We start from the raw sequence: 17568 nt of genomic DNA, 5'->3' as shown, positions 1-17568 counted from the left end.
ATGGCTCATCAGTGGCGTGGCGTGATCGAGGAGTACCGCGACCGGCTTCCGGTCTCGACGGACACCCCGGTGGTCACGCTCGGCGAAGGCGGTACGCCGCTGGTGGCCGCGCAGTGGCTGTCCGAGCAGACCAACTGTGAGGTCTGGCTCAAGGTCGAGGGCAACAACCCGACCGGCTCGTTCAAGGACCGCGGCATGACGGTCGCGATCTCGCTGGCCGCGCAGGCCGGCGACAAGGCCGTCGTCTGCGCCTCGACCGGGAACACCTCGGCCTCGGCCGCGGCGTACGCGGTGCGGGCCGGGCTGATCCCGCTGGTGCTGATCCCGGCCGGCCGGATCGCGCAGGGCAAGCTGGCGCAGGCGATCGTGCACGGCGCGCAGCTGGTGCAGGTCGACGGCGGGTTCGACGACTGCCTGCGGATCGTGCGCGAGCTGGGCAAGCACTACCCGGTCGCCCTGGTGAACTCGGTGAACCCGGTGCGGTTGGAGGGTCAGAAGACCGCCGCGTTCGAGGTGGTCGACGCGCTGGGTGACGCGCCGGACCTGCACGTGCTGCCGGTCGGCAACGCGGGCAACATCGCGGCGTACTGGAAGGGGTACGGCGAGTACGCCAAGGACAAGCTGGCGTCGCGGCGGCCGCGAATGTGGGGCTTCCAGGCCGAGGGCGCCGCGCCGATCGTGAACGGCGCGATCGTCGAGAAGCCGGACACCCTGGCGACCGCGATCCGCGTCGGCAACCCGGCGTCCTGGACGCTGGCCGAGTCCGCGCGCGACGAGTCCGGCGGCCTGATCGAGGCCGTCACCGACGACCAGATCCTCGCCGCCCAACGCGAACTCGCCGCCCGCGAAGGCGTTTTCGTCGAGCCCGCGTCCGCCGCCGGAGTCGCCGGCCTGTTGAAGTTGAAGGCGGCAGGCCGAGTCGACGGCGGCCAGACGATCGTCATCACCGTCACCGGCCACGGCCTGAAGGACATCGACACGGCGTTGTCGTCTGCCCCGCCCGCAGAGGCGGTAGTGACCCCCGCCGACACCGACGCGGTCGCCCGAGTCGCCGGACTGGTCTGAGTTGGAATCCGTACGGGTTCGGGTGCCGGCCACCAGTGCCAACCTTGGACCTGGGTTCGACGCTTTCGGTCTGGCACTCGGCCTGTACGACGAACTGACCGTCACCCCGGCGCCGTCCATCTCTGTTGAGGTGACCGGTGCTGGGGCCGGCGAGGTTGCTCTCGACGAGTCGCATCTGGTGGTGCGGGCGCTTCGGGCTGGGCTGGAGGCTCTTGGGGTTTCTGTGCCGGGGTTCGTGCTGAGGTGCGAGAACCGGGTTCCTCACGGGCGCGGACTGGGATCCTCGTCGGCGGCGATCGTCGGGGGGATCGCGGCGGCGTACGGGCTGGCGGCGATGGAGCTCGATCGCGAGCACGTCGTCGCGCTGGCCAACGAGCTCGAAGGGCATCCGGACAACGTGGCGGCGGCTGCGTTGGGTGGGTTTACGACGGCTTGGGTCGACGGTGGGGTTGGGCGGGCGGTGCGGAACGATCCGGTCGCGGGGTTGCGCGCGACGGTCTACGTGCCCGAGGTCAAGGTGCTGACGAAGCAAGCCCGCGGGCTGCTGCCGGACGTCGTACCGCACGCGGATGCGGCCGCGAACGCCGGGCGGGCCGCGCTGCTGGTGACGGCGATCACGTCGCGGCCGGGACTGCTGCTGACGGCGACCGAGGATCGGCTGCACCAGGAGTACCGCGAACCGGTGATGCCGGAAACCCTCGCGCTCGTGCACAAGCTCCGGGGGAGTGGGCTGGCGGCCGTCGTCAGCGGAGCGGGACCTACCGTTTTGGTGCTGGATGCCCTTTCGGGCAAGGAGATCGCGGCGTTGCCGGCCGCGCCGGACGGCTGGACGCGGCTCGACCTGGCGATCGATCCAGCCGGCGTACAGGTCTGGTCCGGGTCGGTGAGCACCGAAACCACCAGTGCCCGGTCCGACGACGAGACGCTCTAGTTCGCCCAGGGCGGAATGATCAGAACCGGACACGCGTTGTACCCCACGAGGCAGCAGAAGGACCCCGTGTGGTGCTAGTCTCGACTCACCCGATCCCCTCCAGGTGATCGGTGACTCTCGCCGCTTCCGGGCTGTGTTCCCGGCACCCAGGTGTCCGTGGCGATCTCCCAGCAAATGACCTGCGCCGCCTGCGCCGGAGAATTTCGGGGGACCGGATCCAGCGAGAAACCTCTTGTACCCACGATGCCGTCCGCCGGCCGTGGGAGCTGATTCCGGGCGATGAGCCGGTCAGGACATCGTCCATCCGTGTGGGAAGGACCTCACGTGACAGAAACTGTTGAAGCCTCCAACGGCGCTACCGCGCCCGAAGCGAGCGCGAGCACGCGGCGCCGCAAGACCGGAGGCGGCCTCGAAGGCATGCTGCTCCCCGAGCTCAAGCAGCTCGCCGGGACGCTCGGCATCAAGGGCACCGGCGCGCTGCGCAAGGGCCAGCTGATCGAGGCGATCAAGGCCGCTCAGGGCGGTAGTTCGACCGGCGGCGCCACCCGCGCCCGGTCGAGCCAGCCGACCCTGGACGAAGCGGTCGCGGAGCCGTCGGTGACGCGTGCCAAGAGCGCGCCGGCCGAGGCTCCGGTGCGCGAGGGCGGCAGTCGCCGGGCCCGCGCCGCCGCGGCCGAGACGGCCGCCGAGCAGAACGGGGCCGCCGCCCCGAGCGTGACCGCCGACGCCAAGGCCGCGGACGCCAAGGCCGACTCCAAGGCCGGCGACGCCAAGAGCGCCGGCCAGGGCGCGGACGCCAAGAGCGGCGCGGCCCAGAGCAGCGTCCAGGCGCCGGTCACCGAGAGCGCGCCGCAGGTCACCGACCGCGCCGCGCAGAACGGCACCGCGACCGCGCCGGCCACCGACGAGCGCGAGGGCCGGTCCGAGGACCGCACCCGCGACGGTGGCCGCGAGCGCACCCGCAACCGCGACAACCAGAACCGCGACGGCCAGCAGGCCCGCGACGGTCAGCAGAACCGTGACGGTGGCCGCGACCAGCGCAACCGCACCGACGGCCGCACCGAGGGCCGGACGGACGGACGCAGCGACGGACGCAGCGACGGCCGGGGCGACACCCGCACCGATGGCCGGTCGGAGAACCGCGCCGACGGTCGCACCGACGGCCGGGGCGACAGCCGCACCGACGGTCGCACGGACACCCGCACCGACGGTCGCGGTGACACCCGCACCGACGGCCGCACGGACACCCGGAACGACAGCCGCAACGACAACCGTGGCGCCGACGACCAGGACGGCGACGGCCGCCGTCGTCGCCGCCGGGGTCGCGACCGGGACCGCAACCGCGACGGCCGCGAGACCGGTGGACGCGACACCAACACCCGCAACCGCGGCCGCGGTGAGCGCTTCGAGGCGGAGCCGACGATCAGCGAGGACGACGTACTGGTCCCCGCCGCCGGCATCCTCGACGTACTCGACAACTACGCGTTCGTCCGGACCAGCGGCTACCTGCCCGGCCCGAACGACGTGTACGTCGCGCTGTCGATGGTCAAGCGCTACGGCCTGCGCAAGGGCGACGCGATCACCGGCGCGGTGAAGCAGCCGTCCGACGGTGAGCGCAAGGAGAAGTTCAACCCGCTGGTCCGGATCGACACCGTGAACGGGTCGGACCCGGAGATCGCCAAGCAGCGCCAGGACTTCAACAAGCTGACCCCGCTGTACGCGACCGAGCGGCTGCGGCTGGAGACCGAACCGGGCATTCTCACCACCCGGATCGTCGACATCGTCAGCCCGATCGGCAAGGGCCAGCGCGGGCTGATCGTGTCGCCGCCGAAGGCCGGCAAGACGATGGTCCTGCAGGCGCTGGCCAACGCGATCACCACGAACAACCCCGAAGTGCACCTGATGGTCGTGCTTGTCGACGAGCGGCCCGAAGAGGTCACCGACATGCAGCGCACGGTCAAGGGTGAGGTCATCGCCTCGACCTTCGACCGGCCGGCTGACGACCACACCACGGTCGCGGAGCTGGCGATCGAGCGGGCCAAGCGCCTGGTCGAGCTCGGCCACGACGTGGTCGTCCTGCTCGACTCGATCACCCGCCTGGGCCGGGCGTACAACATCGCGGCCCCGGCCAGCGGCCGGATCCTGTCCGGTGGTGTCGACTCCTCGGCGCTGTACCCGCCGAAGCGGTTCTTCGGCGCGGCCCGCAACATCGAGGACGGCGGTTCGCTGACGATCCTGGCCACGGCCCTGATCGAGACCGGCTCCAAGATGGACGAGGTCATCTTCGAGGAGTTCAAGGGCACCGGCAACATGGAGCTGCGGCTGCGCCGCGAGTTCGCCGACCGCCGGATCTTCCCCGCCATCGACGTCGTCGCCTCCGGCACCCGCCGCGAGGAGCTGCTGATGAGCAAGGACGAGACCCAGGTGGTCTGGAAGCTGCGCCGGGTGCTGTCCGCGCTCGACGGCCAGGCCGCGCTGGAGCTGCTGATCGGCAAGCTCAAGGAGAGCAAGTCGAACATCGAGTTCCTGCTCCAGGTCAACAAGACCACCCCGAGCACCGGTGGCAACGGCCGCAGCACCGACGACGGCAACTAGCAGCACCCCCGAACCGACCAGACCGCTGACCCGGTTTGGTCGGTTCGCCGTGTACCTGGCAGACTTGTCTGTTGGTTCCGGTTCACGTCAGCACCGTGCGGGCGACCCGGAGCACCTGAGACCTAGGAGATCCATGAAGAGCGACATCCACCCGACGTACGTCGACACCAAGGTGACCTGCACCTGCGGCGCGAGCTTCGAGACGCGCTCGACGTCCGAGTCGGGCTCGATCCACGCCGACGTCTGCTCGCAGTGCCACCCGTTCTACACGGGCAAGCAGAAGATCCTCGACACCGGCGGCCGGGTCGCCCGCTTCGAGAAGCGGTACGCGAAGAAGTAGAGCGAAAGCTCTCGGCGAGGTGTGCCTGCGGAAAGCGCAGGCCACCTCGCTTTCGCGTGTTGTGCGGCTTCGCCGCAAGCGGGGGCTTCGCCACCCGCACCCCCTGGTGGGGCGGATCTGAGAGGAGTGTGGAATGTTCGAAGCGGTGCAATCGCTCAAGGCGGAGTACGCCGAGCTCGAGCGGCAGATGTCGGACCCCGAGCTGCACTCCGACCAGGCCAACGCCCGCCGGGTCGGCAAGCGGTACGCCGGGCTCGCGCCGGTCGTGCGCGCGTACGACGAGTGGCTGCAGACCGCCGACGACATCGAGGCCGCCAAGGAGCTGGCCGACGAGGACCCGGCGTTCGCCGAGGAGGCCGTCAAGCTGGAGGCCCGCCGCGAGGAGCTGACCGAGAAGCTGCGGATGCTGCTCGTCCCGCGTGACCCGAGCGACGACAAGGACGCGATCCTCGAGATCAAGGCCGGTGAGGGCGGCGACGAGTCGGCGCTGTTCGCCGGCGACCTGCTGAAGATGTACCTCAAGTACGCCGAGTCGCAGCACTGGAAGACCGAGGTGCTCGACTCGGCCGAGTCCGATCTGGGCGGGTACAAGTCGATCACCGTCGCGGTGAAGGCCAAGGGCACGCCCGAGCCGGGCGACGCGCCGTACGCGAAGCTGAAGTTCGAGGGCGGCGTGCACCGGGTCCAGCGGGTGCCGGTGACCGAGTCGCAGGGCCGCATCCACACCAGCGCGGCCGGGGTCCTGGTGCTGCCCGAGGCCGAGGACGTCGACGTCGAGATCGACCAGAACGACCTGCGGATCGACGTGTTCCGCTCGTCCGGTCCGGGTGGGCAGAGCGTCAACACGACCGACTCGGCGGTGCGGATCACCCATCTGCCGACCGGCATCGTCGTCTCGATGCAGAACGAGAAGTCCCAGCTGCAGAACCGCGAGCAGGCGATGCGCGTACTCCGGTCCCGGCTGCTCGCGGCGGCCCAGGAGGCAGCCGACCAGGAGGCCTCGGACGCGCGGCGCCTGCAGATCCGCACGGTCGACCGCTCCGAGCGCGTCCGCACCTACAACTTCCCGGAGAACCGCTTCTCCGACCACCGCGTCGGCTACAAGGCGCACAACCTCGACGCGGTCCTCGGCGGCGAGCTGGCTCCGGTGATCCAGGCGCTCACCGACGCCGACATGGCTGCCCGGCTGGACGCCGTCGAGACCCACCAGTGAACGCTCGCCAGCTGATCGCCGCCGCCACCGAGCGGCTCGCGGAGGCCGGTGTCGCCTCACCCGAGTACGACGCCGCCGAGCTGCTCGCCTTCGTGGCCGGCACGACGCGCCTCCAGCTCGGCCTGGCTGACATCAGCGACGACCAGCTCAAGCAGTACGACGTACTGGTGGACCGCCGCGCCCAGCGTGAGCCCCTCCAGCACCTGACCGGTACGGCGGCCTTCCGCTACCGCGAGCTGGTCGTCGGCCCCGGTGTCTTCGTCCCGCGCCCGGAGACCGAGGTCCTGGTCGGCTGGATGCTCGACCGCCTCAAGGACGTCGAGGCGCCGCTGGTCGTCGACCTGTGCAGCGGCTCGGGCGCCATCGCCGGAGCGGTCGCGACCGAGCGCCCGGACAGCACCGTGCACGCGGTCGAGCTGTCCGCGGAGGCCTGCGTCTGGGCCCGCCGCAACCTCGCCGGCACGGGCGCGACCCTGCACGAGGGCGACATCGACGGCTGCCTGCCCGAGCTCGACGGCCAGGTCGACGCGGTGATCGCCAACCCGCCGTACATCCCGCTGACCGCGTGGGAATCCGTCACGGCCGAGGTCCGCGACCACGATCCGGCGCTCGCGCTGTGGTCCGGCGACGACGGACTGGACGAGATCAAGGTCGTCGCGGCCACCGCGGCTCGCCTGCTCAAGCCCGGCGGCTGGTTCGGCTGCGAGCACGCCGACGTCCAGGGCGAGTCCGCCCCGGCCGTCTTCGCCGCCACCGGCCAGTTCACCGAGGTCCGCGACCAGCTCGACCTGGCCGGCCGCCACCGCTTCGCGACCGGCCGCCGGGTCTGATCACTCGTACACGACGAACTCCGGCCGGGGTTTCAACGCCATCACCTGGGCCGGTGTCATCAACGGGCCGTGGCGGGCGTCCTCCTTGTAGAAGAGCTTGAAGCCCGCGTGCACCCCAGGCGCCATCGTCGGCGTCAGCTTGCGCCAGGTGGACTCCTTGTCGGCGCGGTTGCCGATGCCGTCGACGGACTTGATCGTGACGACGCCCGGCTGCTGCTTGAAGGCCTTCTCGTTGCTGAGGATGCGCGACGACAGCTGATGGAAGACGAACACCTTCTCGGGCAGGTTGTTGGCCTTGACCAGACCCGACAAGTACGACGCGATCGCGGTCAGCTCCGCGCCGGTCGTCCGGCCGAAGACGCGGCCGGGGACCTGACCGGGGCCGACCGCCCACTCGGGGTCGAAGGCCACGCCGACGTCAGGCTCCTTCAGCCACTTCTCCAGCCGCTTGATCTCGCTCAGGCTGTCGGCGCGGCCGGGCTGGACGTCGAGCAGGAGCAGCATCTTGTGCTTGCGCGCGGTGTCCAGGTAGGGCTGGATCTTCTCGTCGCTGAGCCGGGCGCGGTACTGGCCGTCCTTGCCCGGGTGGTCGTTGGCGATCACGACGATCAGCTCCATCACCGGCAGCGGCGTGCGGCCACCGGCGTACGACGTCGCGAGCTTCTCCAGCTGGGCGGCCTTGGCGTCGATGTTCTTGTCGAGCGGACCCAGCGCGGGGGAGCCGGGCAGACCGACGTACCCGACGAGCTGGTGCTGCGGGAAGATCGTCCGGCCGCCGCGGGGCAGGTCGCCCTCGGCCGGTGGAGCGGGGGTCGGAGTCGTCGGTGCGGAACTCTGGGTGGTCGCCGGAGGTTTGACCGGCGTCGGACCAGCGTCGGCAGGGTCGTCGCTGCAGCCGGTGAGGAGGCCGAGCAACACTGCCGTCGCGCTCAGGACGGGTAGCTTGCGCACCGGTCAAGGGAACCACGCGGAACCGACAGAACAAGGCCCCGGCGTGTCACATCTCGCGCGCTGTCGCCTCGGCTGCGTCGCAGTCCGCGAGCCCGGCCGCCGCGGCGGAGATCGCGACCTCCTGACACTCCTCGGTCGCCAGCTCCAGCGTGCGGGCAAAATGGGGCCGGGCGTGACCGGCATCGCCGACACCCAGCAGGGTCCGCGCGAGCCGGAGCCGGGCGTTCAGCTCGGACAGCGCGGAGCCGCTGGCCATGGCCAACCGGACGGACTCCCGGGCGACCGACAGTGCCTCGTCCCAGTCGCCTTGCCGCGAGTACGCCGTACTGAGGAAGGCCAAGGAGTAGATGAGGCTGTAGTCGGCGCCGCGTTCGACACCCAGCGCGTGGGCGGTCTCGAGTGGCTCCAGGGCTTCGTCGACCCGGCCCAGCTCGAGCAGGCACTCGCCGATGCCGTTCAGCAGATCTATTTGGATCGCCACGTCGTTGACCTTCCTGGCGAAGCGCAGGCCGTCCTCGTAGGCCTGCAACGACTCCTCCCACTCCAAGCGGTCGCCGCACGCCACACCGATGTAGGCGAGGACTCGCGACGACAAGCTGGCGTCACCGGCTCGGCGGGAGACCTCCAGGGCTTCTGCCAGCACCGCCAGTGCTTCGTCGGTAGGGTCGAGCTTGACCATGCTGTAGCCGATCGAGGCGAGCAGTCGGCCACGCAGCACGGGGTCTGCGGCCTCGGGCAGCAGCCGTCGGGACTCCTGGAGGGTCTGGAGGCTCTGCTTGGCTCCTTGGCGGTAGCGGCCGAGGTTGCCGATCGACAGCAGGATCCGCGACTCCGCCTCGCTGTCAGTGGCGTCGCGGCGGGCAGCAACCAGGCCCAGCTCCAGCGCCTCGTCCATCTCGTCAAGGCGGCTGCGCTGGTAGTAGTACGGGCTGATGGTGAGGCTCAACCGCCAGGTGAGCTCGTCCAGGCCCAGCGCTTCGGTCTTGTGCAGGGTGGCGAGCACATTGCCGCCTTCGGCGTCGCCCCACGCGAGGCCGTCGGCCGGGCCGTCGAACGGCGGCAGCTTGATCGGAGGAGGGGGAGGCAGGGGGTTGAGGCGTGAGCTGAAGATGGCCTCGCTCGCGTCAGCGGCGGCGTACAGGTAGTACGTCGCCAGCCGGCGGGCGACGTCGACCTCCGTCTCGCCCAGCGATCGGGCGTAGTACTGGAGCAGATCGTGGAACTGGTACCGCCCCGGGCTGGGCTCCAGCAGCAGGTTGGCGTCAACGAGGCTTTCCAGCAGCACCTCCGTCCCGTCCGGCTCTGCCCCGGCCACTGCGGCTGCGGCGTACACGTCGATGTCATGGCCGGTCATCAAGCCAAGGAGCCTGAACAGCCGCTGCTGGTCGGCCGGGAGCTGCCCGTAGGACAGTGCGAAGGCGGGGGAGACCCCGCCGCCGTCCGTGCTCAGTTCGGCCAGCCTTCGATCCTGTGCGCCGAGTCGCCTGCCCAGATGCTCGACCGTCCAGCTCGGACGATGCCGCAGACGCGATCCAGCCACGCGGATCGCCAGCGGCAGGTAGCCGCAGTACTCGACCACTGCCGCCGCGGCGGCCTCGTCGTCAGCCCGCGTCGACCCGACCATCTCGGTCAGCAGCGCGGTCGCGTCGTCCGGAGTCAGCACGTCGAGCGCCAGGCGCGTCGTTGCCTCCAGGTCGGTCAGCTGGCGCCGGCTGGTCACCAGGACCGCGCAGGTCGGACTGCCGACCAGCAGCGGCTTGACCACGGCACTGTCCGGGGCGTTGTCGAGGACGACGAGGACGCGGTGTCCAGCGAGCTCCGAGCGCCAGAGCGCGGCTCGCTCCTCCAACTCCGCGGGGATGCGGTCGGCGGCGACGGCCAGGGTACGGAGCAGGCGGTCGAGGACCTGGGCGGAGGACATCGGACTGCGGTCGGGGGTGTAGCCGTGCAGGTCGATGAACAGGCGACCCTCCGGATAGGCCTCGGCGACGCGCCGCGCCGCGCGGATCGCGAGGGCGGTCTTGCCGACCCCGGCCATCCCGTCGATCGCCACCACCGGCATCCGCTCCGCGTGAGCGTCCGAAGTCAGTGCGGCGACCACCTCGGTCAGCTCCCGGTCGCGGCCGACGAAGTTCGCCCCGTCGTACGGAAGCTCGTCCCGGACGACCGGTCCGGGGACCCCGGATCCCTCGTTCCGCAGGATCTTCTGGTGGATCGCCCGCAGTCCCGGACCGGGCTCCACACCGAGTTGCTCGACCAGTTCCGCACGGGCACGGCCGTAGGTGTCCAACGCCTCGGAGACTCGGCCGCTCCGCCAGTACGCGAGCATCAGCTGACCCGCGAACTGCTCTCGCAGCCGGTCCTCCTCCACCAGGGCAACCAGTTCCGGGACGAGATCGCCGTACCGGCCGCGCTCCAGGTCCAGATCGATGCGCTCCGACAGGACCTTCAGACGGCGTTCCGTGAGCCGATGCCGTTGCACCGCCAGGTAGTGCCCGGCCAGGCCCTTCAGGGGCTCGCCGTGAAAGAGCGCCAGGGCGGCACTGAGCTCAGCCGCGGCAGCGTCGAGGTCGCCCTCAGCGCGTGCGGTCCGACCGGCCGACACGAGGCTCTCGAACCGGTCGAGGTCGAGCGCGTCCGGCGCGAGCTGCAGGCGGTAGCCGTCGCGGGAGTGCACCACCACCCCTTCTGGCAGCAGCTTGCGCAGGCGGTACACGTACGGCGGAACGATCTTGGCGCCGGTCGCCGGGGGAGCCTCGCTCCAGACCAGCTCGACCAGGTCGTCCGGACTGATCACCTGGTTGGCCCGCAGAGCCAGAACGGCCAGCAGGGACTGCTGGCGGATCGGCCCGAGCTCGAGTGCCTCCGGGCCCGACCAGGCACGAAGGGGACCGAGCAGGTCCAGCCGGAGGGATTCCGTCACGCTCGAAGTCTCGCCCATGGACCGGTCATCGCGCAGGATGACGCGAGCGCACGTTGTGATCGTTGTGTTCCAATCCGTGACCGCCCATGAGGAGCCCCGCCGATGTCCCTGCTCAGCACCCTGGTCGCGGTACTGGCCGCCACTGCTGTTCCCCTGTCACCGCACGCACCGGCCGAGACGATGCCCGGCCTGACCCTGCAGGGCGAGCCGACGCCGCTCAAGGGCGACATCGCCGAGGCCAAGATCGCGGCGAGCCCGATCGTCTGCGAGGGCGACGGCCAGGCGGGCAAGCGCGTGCAGGTGATGTACGCGCGGGAGACGCAGCAGGCCTCGCGCCTGGCGCTGTTCGTGCCGTCGTTCCGGGCCTGGTCGCACGAGATCGACGCGGCGTACAACGACAGTGCCGCGCAGACCGGCGCGAGTCGCCACGTCCGGTTCGTCACCGAGGCGGCGGGTGACGGCTGCCGGATCACTGTGCGGGAGGTCGTGCTGCCGACCGGCGGCCTGGACACCTGGGACACGATGATCACCGCGCTGCAGAAGCTCGGCCACAAGGATCCCAACCGCAAGTACCTGGTCTTCGCCGACGCCAAGAAGACCTGCGGCCTCGGCACCCTGTACGGCGACGACCGGCCCGGTCTGGACAACGCCAACAACCGCAACACCGGCTACGCGCGGGTGGACGCGTCGGCGAACTGCTGGGGCTTCAACGCCGCCGCCCACGAGCTCGGCCACACCTTCGGCGCGGTCCAGAGTTCGGCACCGCACTACAACGGCCACTGCAACGACGAGTGGGACCTGATGTGTTACGGCTCCGGTACGACGGTCGTCTGCCCCGAGAAGGACAGCGACCGGCTGCTGGACTGCAACAAGGACGACTACTTCCACACGAACCCACCGGCCGGCAGCTACCTGGCGACCCACTGGAACATCGCCAACAGCGACTGGCTGATCAAGAACGCCGTACCGGATGCCCGGCCCGGGCCACGGCACGGCCAGGTCTACGAGTTCGTCAACCCGGCCACCGGTGCTGCGCTGGGCGTGGACTCCGCGGACAACCTGGCCTACGTGTCGAGCCGGCCGGCGACCGGAGCGACCAGCCAGCAGTGGCGCTTCCAGTACGCGACCGGCTGGCAGTTGCAGAACGTCAGCAGCAACAAGTGCGCCGACAGCGCGTTCAGCGCCACCACACCGGGCACACAGGTCCTGCAGTACACGTGCAACGGCCAGGACGGCATGCGCTGGACGCTGCATCCCTTGGGCGGCGACCTGTACGGCGTACTCAACACGCTGAGCGGCCTGGCCGTGACCGATGCCGGAGGCAACCAGCGGGTGACCCAGCAGGCCTTCACCGGAGCCGCCACGCAGACGTGGCAGCTCCGGCGAGTCAACTAGCTCACGTACGCGTCGATCTCGGCGAGCAGGGTGTCCTTGACGGACTGCTCGGCGAAGGAGACCCGGACGGCGGTGCGGGCGAGGTCGGCGGCGCCGGCCTCGTCGAGCTTCAGCAGGCCGGTCGCGACGCCGTACTCGGTGACGAGGTCGGTGCCGAACATCGGCGGATCGTCGGAGTTGATCGTGACGACCAGACCGGCCTCGACCATCGCCGGCAGCGGGTGCTCGGCGTACGAGGTGACGGCCTGGGTGGCCAGGTTCGAGGTCGGGCTGACCTCGAGCGGGATCCGGTGCTCGGCCAGGTACGCGACCAGCTCCGGGTCCTGCATCGCCGACGTCCCGTGGCCGATCCGCTCGGCCTTCAGGTCGCGCAGCGCGGCCCAGATCGTCTCCGGGCCGGTGGTCTCACCGGCGTGCGGAACGCTGTGCAGACCGACGGCCAGCGCCTGCTCGAAGTACGGCGCGAACTGCGGCCGCGGTACGCCGACCTCCGGGCCGCCCAGGCCGAACCCGACCAGGCCGTCGGGGCGGATCTTGGTCGCGATCCGCAGCGTCTCCTCGGCGGCCGGCAGCCCCGCCTCGCCGGGGATGTCGAAGATCCAGCGCAGCGTCACGCCGAGCTCCTTCTCGGCCGCCGTCCGGGCGTCCTCGATCGCCTCGCAGAACGCCTCGGCGGCGATCCCGCGGACCACCGACGTGTACGGCGTGACGGTCAGCTCGGAGTAGCGGATGTTCTGCGCCGCCATCTCGCGGGCGATCTCGTAGGTGAGCAGCCGGACGTCGTCCGGGGTGGTGATCAGGTCCACGACGGTCAGGTAGACCTCGATGAACTTCGCGAAGTCGGTGAAGGTGAAGTACTCCGCCAGCGCGGCCGGGTCGGCCGGCACCGGCGAGCCGGGGTGCCGGGCGGCGAGCTCGGCGACGATCCGCGGCGACGCGGACCCGACGTGGTGGACGTGCAGCTCGGCCTTCGGCAGGCCGGTGAGGAAGTCACGGGACACAGTCATGGCCGGAATCTTGGCAGGAAACTCCTCAGGCCGCCCGCATTCCTGACAATCAATTGTCAGAGAAAATCTGCTGCCGCCCCGATGCGGGTCGATGACCGGGGGAGTGGCACGATTCACTGCGTGAGCGAGCGCTTTGACTTCACCGGAGACGAACTGGCGCCGGCCTACCGCGCCGCCGTGGACGCGATCGAGGCCGGTGACCTGGTCGTGCTACCGACCGACACCGTGTACGGCCTGGCCGCGGACGCCTTCAAGGCCGACGCCGTGCAACGGCTGCTGGACGCCAAGGGCCGCGGCCGCGACATGCCGCCGCCGGTGCTGATCTCGGTGGTCGAGTCGCTGGACGCGCTCGCGACCGACGTACCGGAGGTCGGCCGGAAGCTGTGCGAGGAGTACTGGCCCGGACCGCTGACGGTGATCTGCCACGCGCAGGGCTCGCTGATGTGGGACCTCGGCGACACCCAGGGCACGGTCGCGCTGCGCGTGCCCGACCACGAGAACACGCGGGAGCTGCTGTCCCGGACCGGCCCGCTCGCGGTCAGCTCGGCCAACCTGAGTGGTCAGGCGGCGGCGCTCGACGTGTACGACGCCGAGGCGCAGCTCGCCGAGTCGGTCGCGGTCTACTTGGACGGCGGCGAGGTCACCGGCGGCCAGCCGTCGACGATCGTCGACCTGACCGGCGAGGTGCCGCACGTCGTACGGATCGGCGCGCTGTCGATGGAGGACATCCGCAAGATCGTCCCCGAGGCGACCACGGACCTGGAGCCGAAGCCGGAAGACGTTCAGGACAAGCCGGCCGACGACAAGCCGGTCCAGGACGAGAAGCCCGCCGAAGAGAAGCCGGTCCAGGACGAGAAGCCCGCCGAAGAGAAGCCGGCTGAGGTTCAGGACAAGCCAACTGAAGAGGTCGTTGAGGCGTCCAAAGATGAGCCGGGGAAGCCGGCGGACTCCAAGGCACCCGATGTGAGGCCTGCGGACTAGTGCGCGCGTACCTGCTCGTCTTCTTCGTGGCGATGGCCACGACCTTCCTGCTGACCGGACTGGCCCGCAAGATCGCGTTGCGCTACGGCGCGGTCGCGAAGGTCCGGGCGCGGGACGTGCACAAGGTTCCGATCCCGTACTTCGGTGGCGTCTCGATCCTCGGCGGCCTGATCGCCGGGTACCTGGTCGCCTCCAGCATGCCGTTCCTCGGTGACAGCCTGCAGGTCGCGCACGACGCCCGGGCGATCCTGATCGGCGGCGTGGTGATCTGCGCGGTCGGCGTGATCGACGACCTGTACGAGCTCGACCCGATCACCAAGCTGGCCGGCATGGTGCTCGCGGTCGGCGTGATGATCGTCCAGGGCATCCAGCTGTACTGGCTCCCGCTGCCCGGCGGCATCCTCTCCCCACCACCGGCCCAGCTCGCGGTCGTCACCGCCGGCATCCTGCTGGTCTCCTGCAACGCGGTGAACTTCGTCGACGGCCTGGACGGCCTGGCCGCCGGCGTCACCACGATCGGCGCGATCGCGTTCTTCACCTACTCGTACCTGCTGAACGTCGAGCAGAACCTCGACCGCGCCACCACCTCGACGCTCATCACCGTCGCGCTGGCCGGCGCCTGTCTCGGCTTCCTGCCCCACAACTTCTTTCCAGCCAGGGTTTTCATGGGCGACTCCGGCTCCCTGCTGATCGGCCTGATGCTCGCCGCGTCGACGATCAGCCTGACCGGCCAGATGGACCCGAACGCCGTCCCGTACGAGGTCGGCGGCTCGAGCCTCCTGCCCGCGCTGCTCCCGCTGGTGCTGCCGATCGCGGTCCTCGCGATCCCTGCGCTCGACCTGACGATGGCCTACGTGCGCCGTACGAAGGCAGGCCGTTCACCGTTCGCGGCCGACAAGCTGCACCTCCACCACCGCCTCATGCAACGCGGCCACTCGCACCGCCGCGCGGTGCTCCTGATGTACCTCTGGACGGCCCTGATCGCCTTCGGCGTGGTCGTTCTGGGCCTTCTCCTGGACTGGTGGACGGTCCTCATCGTGCTCGCCGCGACCGTCACCGCGATCGTCCTGACGACCGGCCTGCCGAGGCGCTCCGGCCGCAAGCTCGCCAAGGTCTGAGCAGCCCAACCGGGGACCAGACCAGTCGGCGCTGTGGCCTACCGATAGGGTGTTCGCGTACAGCGGCAGGGGACTCGTTTTGCTGACGGTGCAGACTTTGTGCTAGTTTTCACAAGCACCACCGAAAGACAGCGTCACCCCTGACCCCGCCCACCCGACGACCGCGGGCAAGAATGCCGGTCGCCAGCAGGACGGAACCACCAGATGCCATCAACAGATGACACGGTCCATCGAAGCAGCGAGGAACCCGCCGGCCAGGCCACTCGGCACCCGGCGCTGGCGATGTTGCGCGGCGCGGTTGTCGCCGCCGTCGTCGTCGGAGTGAACGCGGCCGCGATCGCGACCGTCGCCGCCGGCCTCGAGGGCCTGTGGGGCGCGCTGCTCGGCCTGCTGATGGTGATGATCTTCTCCGGCCTGGGCCTGTTCGCGCTGCACCTGTCGCGGCGCTCCAGCCCGACCGCCCAGCTCGGGATCGCGATGGCCTCCTACACCGGGCGGATCGCGATCTTCGGTGCGCTGCTGGCCGTCGCCCTGAACTCCGACGGCCTGGCCGAGGCGGTCAACCTGACCGCCCTCGGCATCAGCGCGATGGTGGTCGTGATGGGCTGGATGGCCGGCGAGATCTGGGCCTGGTCGCGACTGCGGATCCCGATCTACGACCTCGACCACGAGGTGACGGCATGAGCACGGTTCGTAGTGCTCGGGTAAGCCGTTTCCCGATCGTGACAACGGGTGTGGCGCACCGCACTGGTACCGATGTGACCCGGCGTGTCGCCGACTGGTACCTTTCGGGTGCCGATGAGCCAGCAAAGCGATCCGAAGCCGACACCCGATACCTCGGGCGACGGGTGGCGGGTCCTGTCCTACCTGATCGGCGGTGTCCTGGTGTACGGGGGCATCGGCTTCGGGTTGGATCGCTGGCTGGGCACGCAGTTCCTGCTTCCGGTGGGCATCGTCCTCGGAGCGGGACTCACGATTCTGATGCTGCACTTCCGGTACGGGCGCTCCTGAGCTCTGCCGGGTCTGATGTTGTTGACCGCCTTGCCCTGAGCCGCCCTGCCCCAAGCCCCATGGCGAACGACTTGAGCACGACGCGAGAGGAGACCCGGTGATCGCCGGAGTTTCGACCGAGTTCACCCCGCCCGGTCCCGGGGACTTCAACCTGCCGCCCATCTTCGAGGGCGTGGAGTGGTTCACCAAGCCGGTCCTGGTGGCCACTTTGTCGGTGATCGTCATCGTCTGGTTCTTCTGGGGTGCCTCCCGCAAGGCCGCGGTCGTGCCGAGCAAGCTGCAGTTCGCCGGCGAGCTGGGCTACAACTTCGTCCGGAACTCGATCGCCCGCGACGCGATCGGCAGCCAGGAGCACATGAAGTACGTGCCCTTCCTGCTCGGCCTGTTCTTCTTCATCCTGCTGAACAACGTCGCCGCGTCGATCCCGTTCATCCAGTTCCCGACGTTCAGCCACATCGGCTGGGCCTACGCGGCGGCCGCGCTGAGCTGGATCATCTACAACGCGGTGGGCATCAAGAAGAAGGGCCTGGGCGGCTACCTCAAGCACCAGACCATGCCGGCCGGTGTCCCGGTCTGGCTGATGCCGCTGATGATCCCGATCGAGTTCATCTCCAACATCCTGGTCCGGCCGGTCTCGCTCAGCCTGCGGCTGTTCGCGAACATGTTCGCCGGGCACATCCTGCTGCTGGTCTTCGTGCTCGGCGGCGAGTACATGGTCTTCGAGACCGGCAACATCGCCCTCGGTGGCGTCGGCATCCTCACCTTCCTGATGGGCCTCGCGATCGCCGGACTCGAGCTGTTCGTCCAGTGCATCCAGGCCTACATCTTCGTCGTGCTGACCGCGCAGTACATCGGCAGCGCCATCGCCGACGAACACTGATCGGCACCCCCAGATCCCGTAGCAACGGAAACCCGGATAGCTCCTATCCGTACCGAAAGGAACACACTGCAATGAACGCTCTCGAGATCTCCGGCAACATCGCCGTCCTCGGTTACGGCCTTGCCGCGATCGGCCCGGGCGTCGGTGTCGGTCTGATCTTCGCCGCTGTCATCAACGGCACCGCGCGTCAGCCCGAGGCGCAGAGCAAGCTGCAGTCGATCGCGTGGATCGGCTTCGGCGTGACCGAGGTGCTGGCGATCATCGGTATCGCGCTGGCCTTCGTCTTCCGTTCCGGCGCCTGATTCATTCCCCTGACTGACAGGACTCA

Annotated in this window: 16 protein-coding genes; 13 read left to right on the top strand and 3 right to left on the bottom strand. The window is 69.7% G+C overall.

From position 1 onward, the window contains the following. The 6 genes from thrC (at window position 1) to prmC (ending at window position 6974) form a co-directional block, all read left to right on the top strand. Window positions 1-1065 carry a threonine synthase gene (gene thrC, locus HDA39_RS17710; protein ID WP_184796365.1) on the top strand — a complete coding sequence of 355 codons (1065 nt, stop codon included), beginning with the start codon at window positions 1-3 and terminating at the stop codon, window positions 1063-1065. Window positions 1066-1087: 22 nt separating this feature from the next. Continuing rightward, window positions 1088-1996, top strand: coding sequence for a homoserine kinase (thrB, locus tag HDA39_RS17705; RefSeq protein WP_337925780.1), 909 nt, complete (start codon window positions 1088-1090; stop codon window positions 1994-1996). A gap of 324 nt (window positions 1997-2320) precedes the next feature. Continuing rightward, window positions 2321-4591, top strand: coding sequence for a transcription termination factor Rho (rho, locus tag HDA39_RS17700; RefSeq protein WP_184796361.1), 2271 nt, complete (start codon window positions 2321-2323; stop codon window positions 4589-4591). 133 nt (window positions 4592-4724) lie between these two features. Continuing rightward, on the top strand, window positions 4725-4931 hold the full coding sequence (gene rpmE / locus HDA39_RS17695) for a 50S ribosomal protein L31 (protein WP_184796359.1): 207 nt from the start codon (window positions 4725-4727) through the stop codon (window positions 4929-4931). Between the two features lie 133 nt (window positions 4932-5064). Further along, window positions 5065-6144 (top strand): peptide chain release factor 1, encoded by a 1080-nt coding sequence (prfA, locus tag HDA39_RS17690; RefSeq protein WP_184796357.1) that lies wholly within the window; start codon window positions 5065-5067, stop codon window positions 6142-6144. Beyond that, the gene (gene prmC / locus HDA39_RS17685) at window positions 6141-6974 is read left to right on the top strand and encodes a peptide chain release factor N(5)-glutamine methyltransferase (protein WP_184796355.1); all 834 of its coding nucleotides are present in this window, start codon (window positions 6141-6143) and stop codon (window positions 6972-6974) included. Before prfA ends, prmC begins: the two co-directional genes overlap by 4 nt. Here prmC and HDA39_RS17680 read toward each other — a convergent pair whose 3' ends face one another. Together HDA39_RS17680 and HDA39_RS17675 are read right to left on the bottom strand one after the other, a co-directional pair. Continuing rightward, the gene (locus tag HDA39_RS17680) at window positions 6975-7925 is read right to left on the bottom strand and encodes a hypothetical protein (RefSeq protein ID WP_184796353.1); all 951 of its coding nucleotides are present in this window, start codon (window positions 7923-7925) and stop codon (window positions 6975-6977) included. 46 nt (window positions 7926-7971) lie between these two features. Continuing rightward, window positions 7972-10848 carry a BTAD domain-containing putative transcriptional regulator gene (locus HDA39_RS17675; protein ID WP_184796351.1) on the bottom strand — a complete coding sequence of 959 codons (2877 nt, stop codon included), beginning with the start codon at window positions 10846-10848 and terminating at the stop codon, window positions 7972-7974. Between the two features lie 102 nt (window positions 10849-10950). Between HDA39_RS17675 and HDA39_RS17670 the strand changes: the two genes are divergently transcribed. Continuing rightward, on the top strand, window positions 10951-12243 hold the full coding sequence (locus tag HDA39_RS17670; protein WP_184796349.1) for an RICIN domain-containing protein: 1293 nt from the start codon (window positions 10951-10953) through the stop codon (window positions 12241-12243). Here HDA39_RS17670 and HDA39_RS17665 read toward each other — a convergent pair. Beyond that, window positions 12240-13250 carry an adenosine deaminase gene (locus HDA39_RS17665; RefSeq protein WP_184796347.1) on the bottom strand — a complete coding sequence of 337 codons (1011 nt, stop codon included), beginning with the start codon at window positions 13248-13250 and terminating at the stop codon, window positions 12240-12242. The two genes, HDA39_RS17670 and HDA39_RS17665, sit on opposite strands and share 4 nt — an antisense overlap. A 120-nt stretch (window positions 13251-13370) precedes the next feature. On the opposite strand from HDA39_RS17665, the gene HDA39_RS17660 reads away from it, so the two are divergent. From HDA39_RS17660 to atpE, 6 genes are all read left to right on the top strand, one after another. Beyond that, on the top strand, window positions 13371-14231 hold the full coding sequence (locus tag HDA39_RS17660; RefSeq protein ID WP_337925779.1) for an L-threonylcarbamoyladenylate synthase: 861 nt from the start codon (window positions 13371-13373) through the stop codon (window positions 14229-14231). After that, window positions 14231-15349, top strand: a complete 1119-nt coding sequence (locus tag HDA39_RS17655) for an undecaprenyl/decaprenyl-phosphate alpha-N-acetylglucosaminyl 1-phosphate transferase (protein WP_184796343.1) — start codon at window positions 14231-14233, stop codon at window positions 15347-15349. Before HDA39_RS17660 ends, HDA39_RS17655 begins: the two co-directional genes overlap by 1 nt. Before the next feature lie 204 nt (window positions 15350-15553). Further along, window positions 15554-16033 (top strand): Cg1360 family ATP-synthase-associated protein, encoded by a 480-nt coding sequence (locus HDA39_RS17650; protein ID WP_184796341.1) that lies wholly within the window; start codon window positions 15554-15556, stop codon window positions 16031-16033. A gap of 114 nt (window positions 16034-16147) precedes the next feature. Continuing rightward, on the top strand, window positions 16148-16360 hold the full coding sequence (locus tag HDA39_RS17645; RefSeq protein WP_077016113.1) for an AtpZ/AtpI family protein: 213 nt from the start codon (window positions 16148-16150) through the stop codon (window positions 16358-16360). A 97-nt stretch (window positions 16361-16457) separates the two neighbouring features. Next, window positions 16458-17240 (top strand): F0F1 ATP synthase subunit A, encoded by a 783-nt coding sequence (gene atpB, locus HDA39_RS17640; RefSeq protein WP_184796339.1) that lies wholly within the window; start codon window positions 16458-16460, stop codon window positions 17238-17240. Window positions 17241-17311: 71 nt separating this feature from the next. Next, window positions 17312-17542, top strand: a complete 231-nt coding sequence (gene atpE / locus HDA39_RS17635) for an ATP synthase F0 subunit C (RefSeq protein WP_184796337.1) — start codon at window positions 17312-17314, stop codon at window positions 17540-17542. Window positions 17543-17568: the final 26 nt, after the last annotated feature.

The organism is Kribbella italica, from assembly GCF_014205135.1.
In the GTDB taxonomy this organism is placed as follows: Bacteria; Actinomycetota; Actinomycetes; order Propionibacteriales; family Kribbellaceae; genus Kribbella; species Kribbella italica.
The sequence above is the reverse complement of the archived record's forward strand: the minus strand, read 5'-3'. Positions and strand labels throughout refer to the sequence as shown.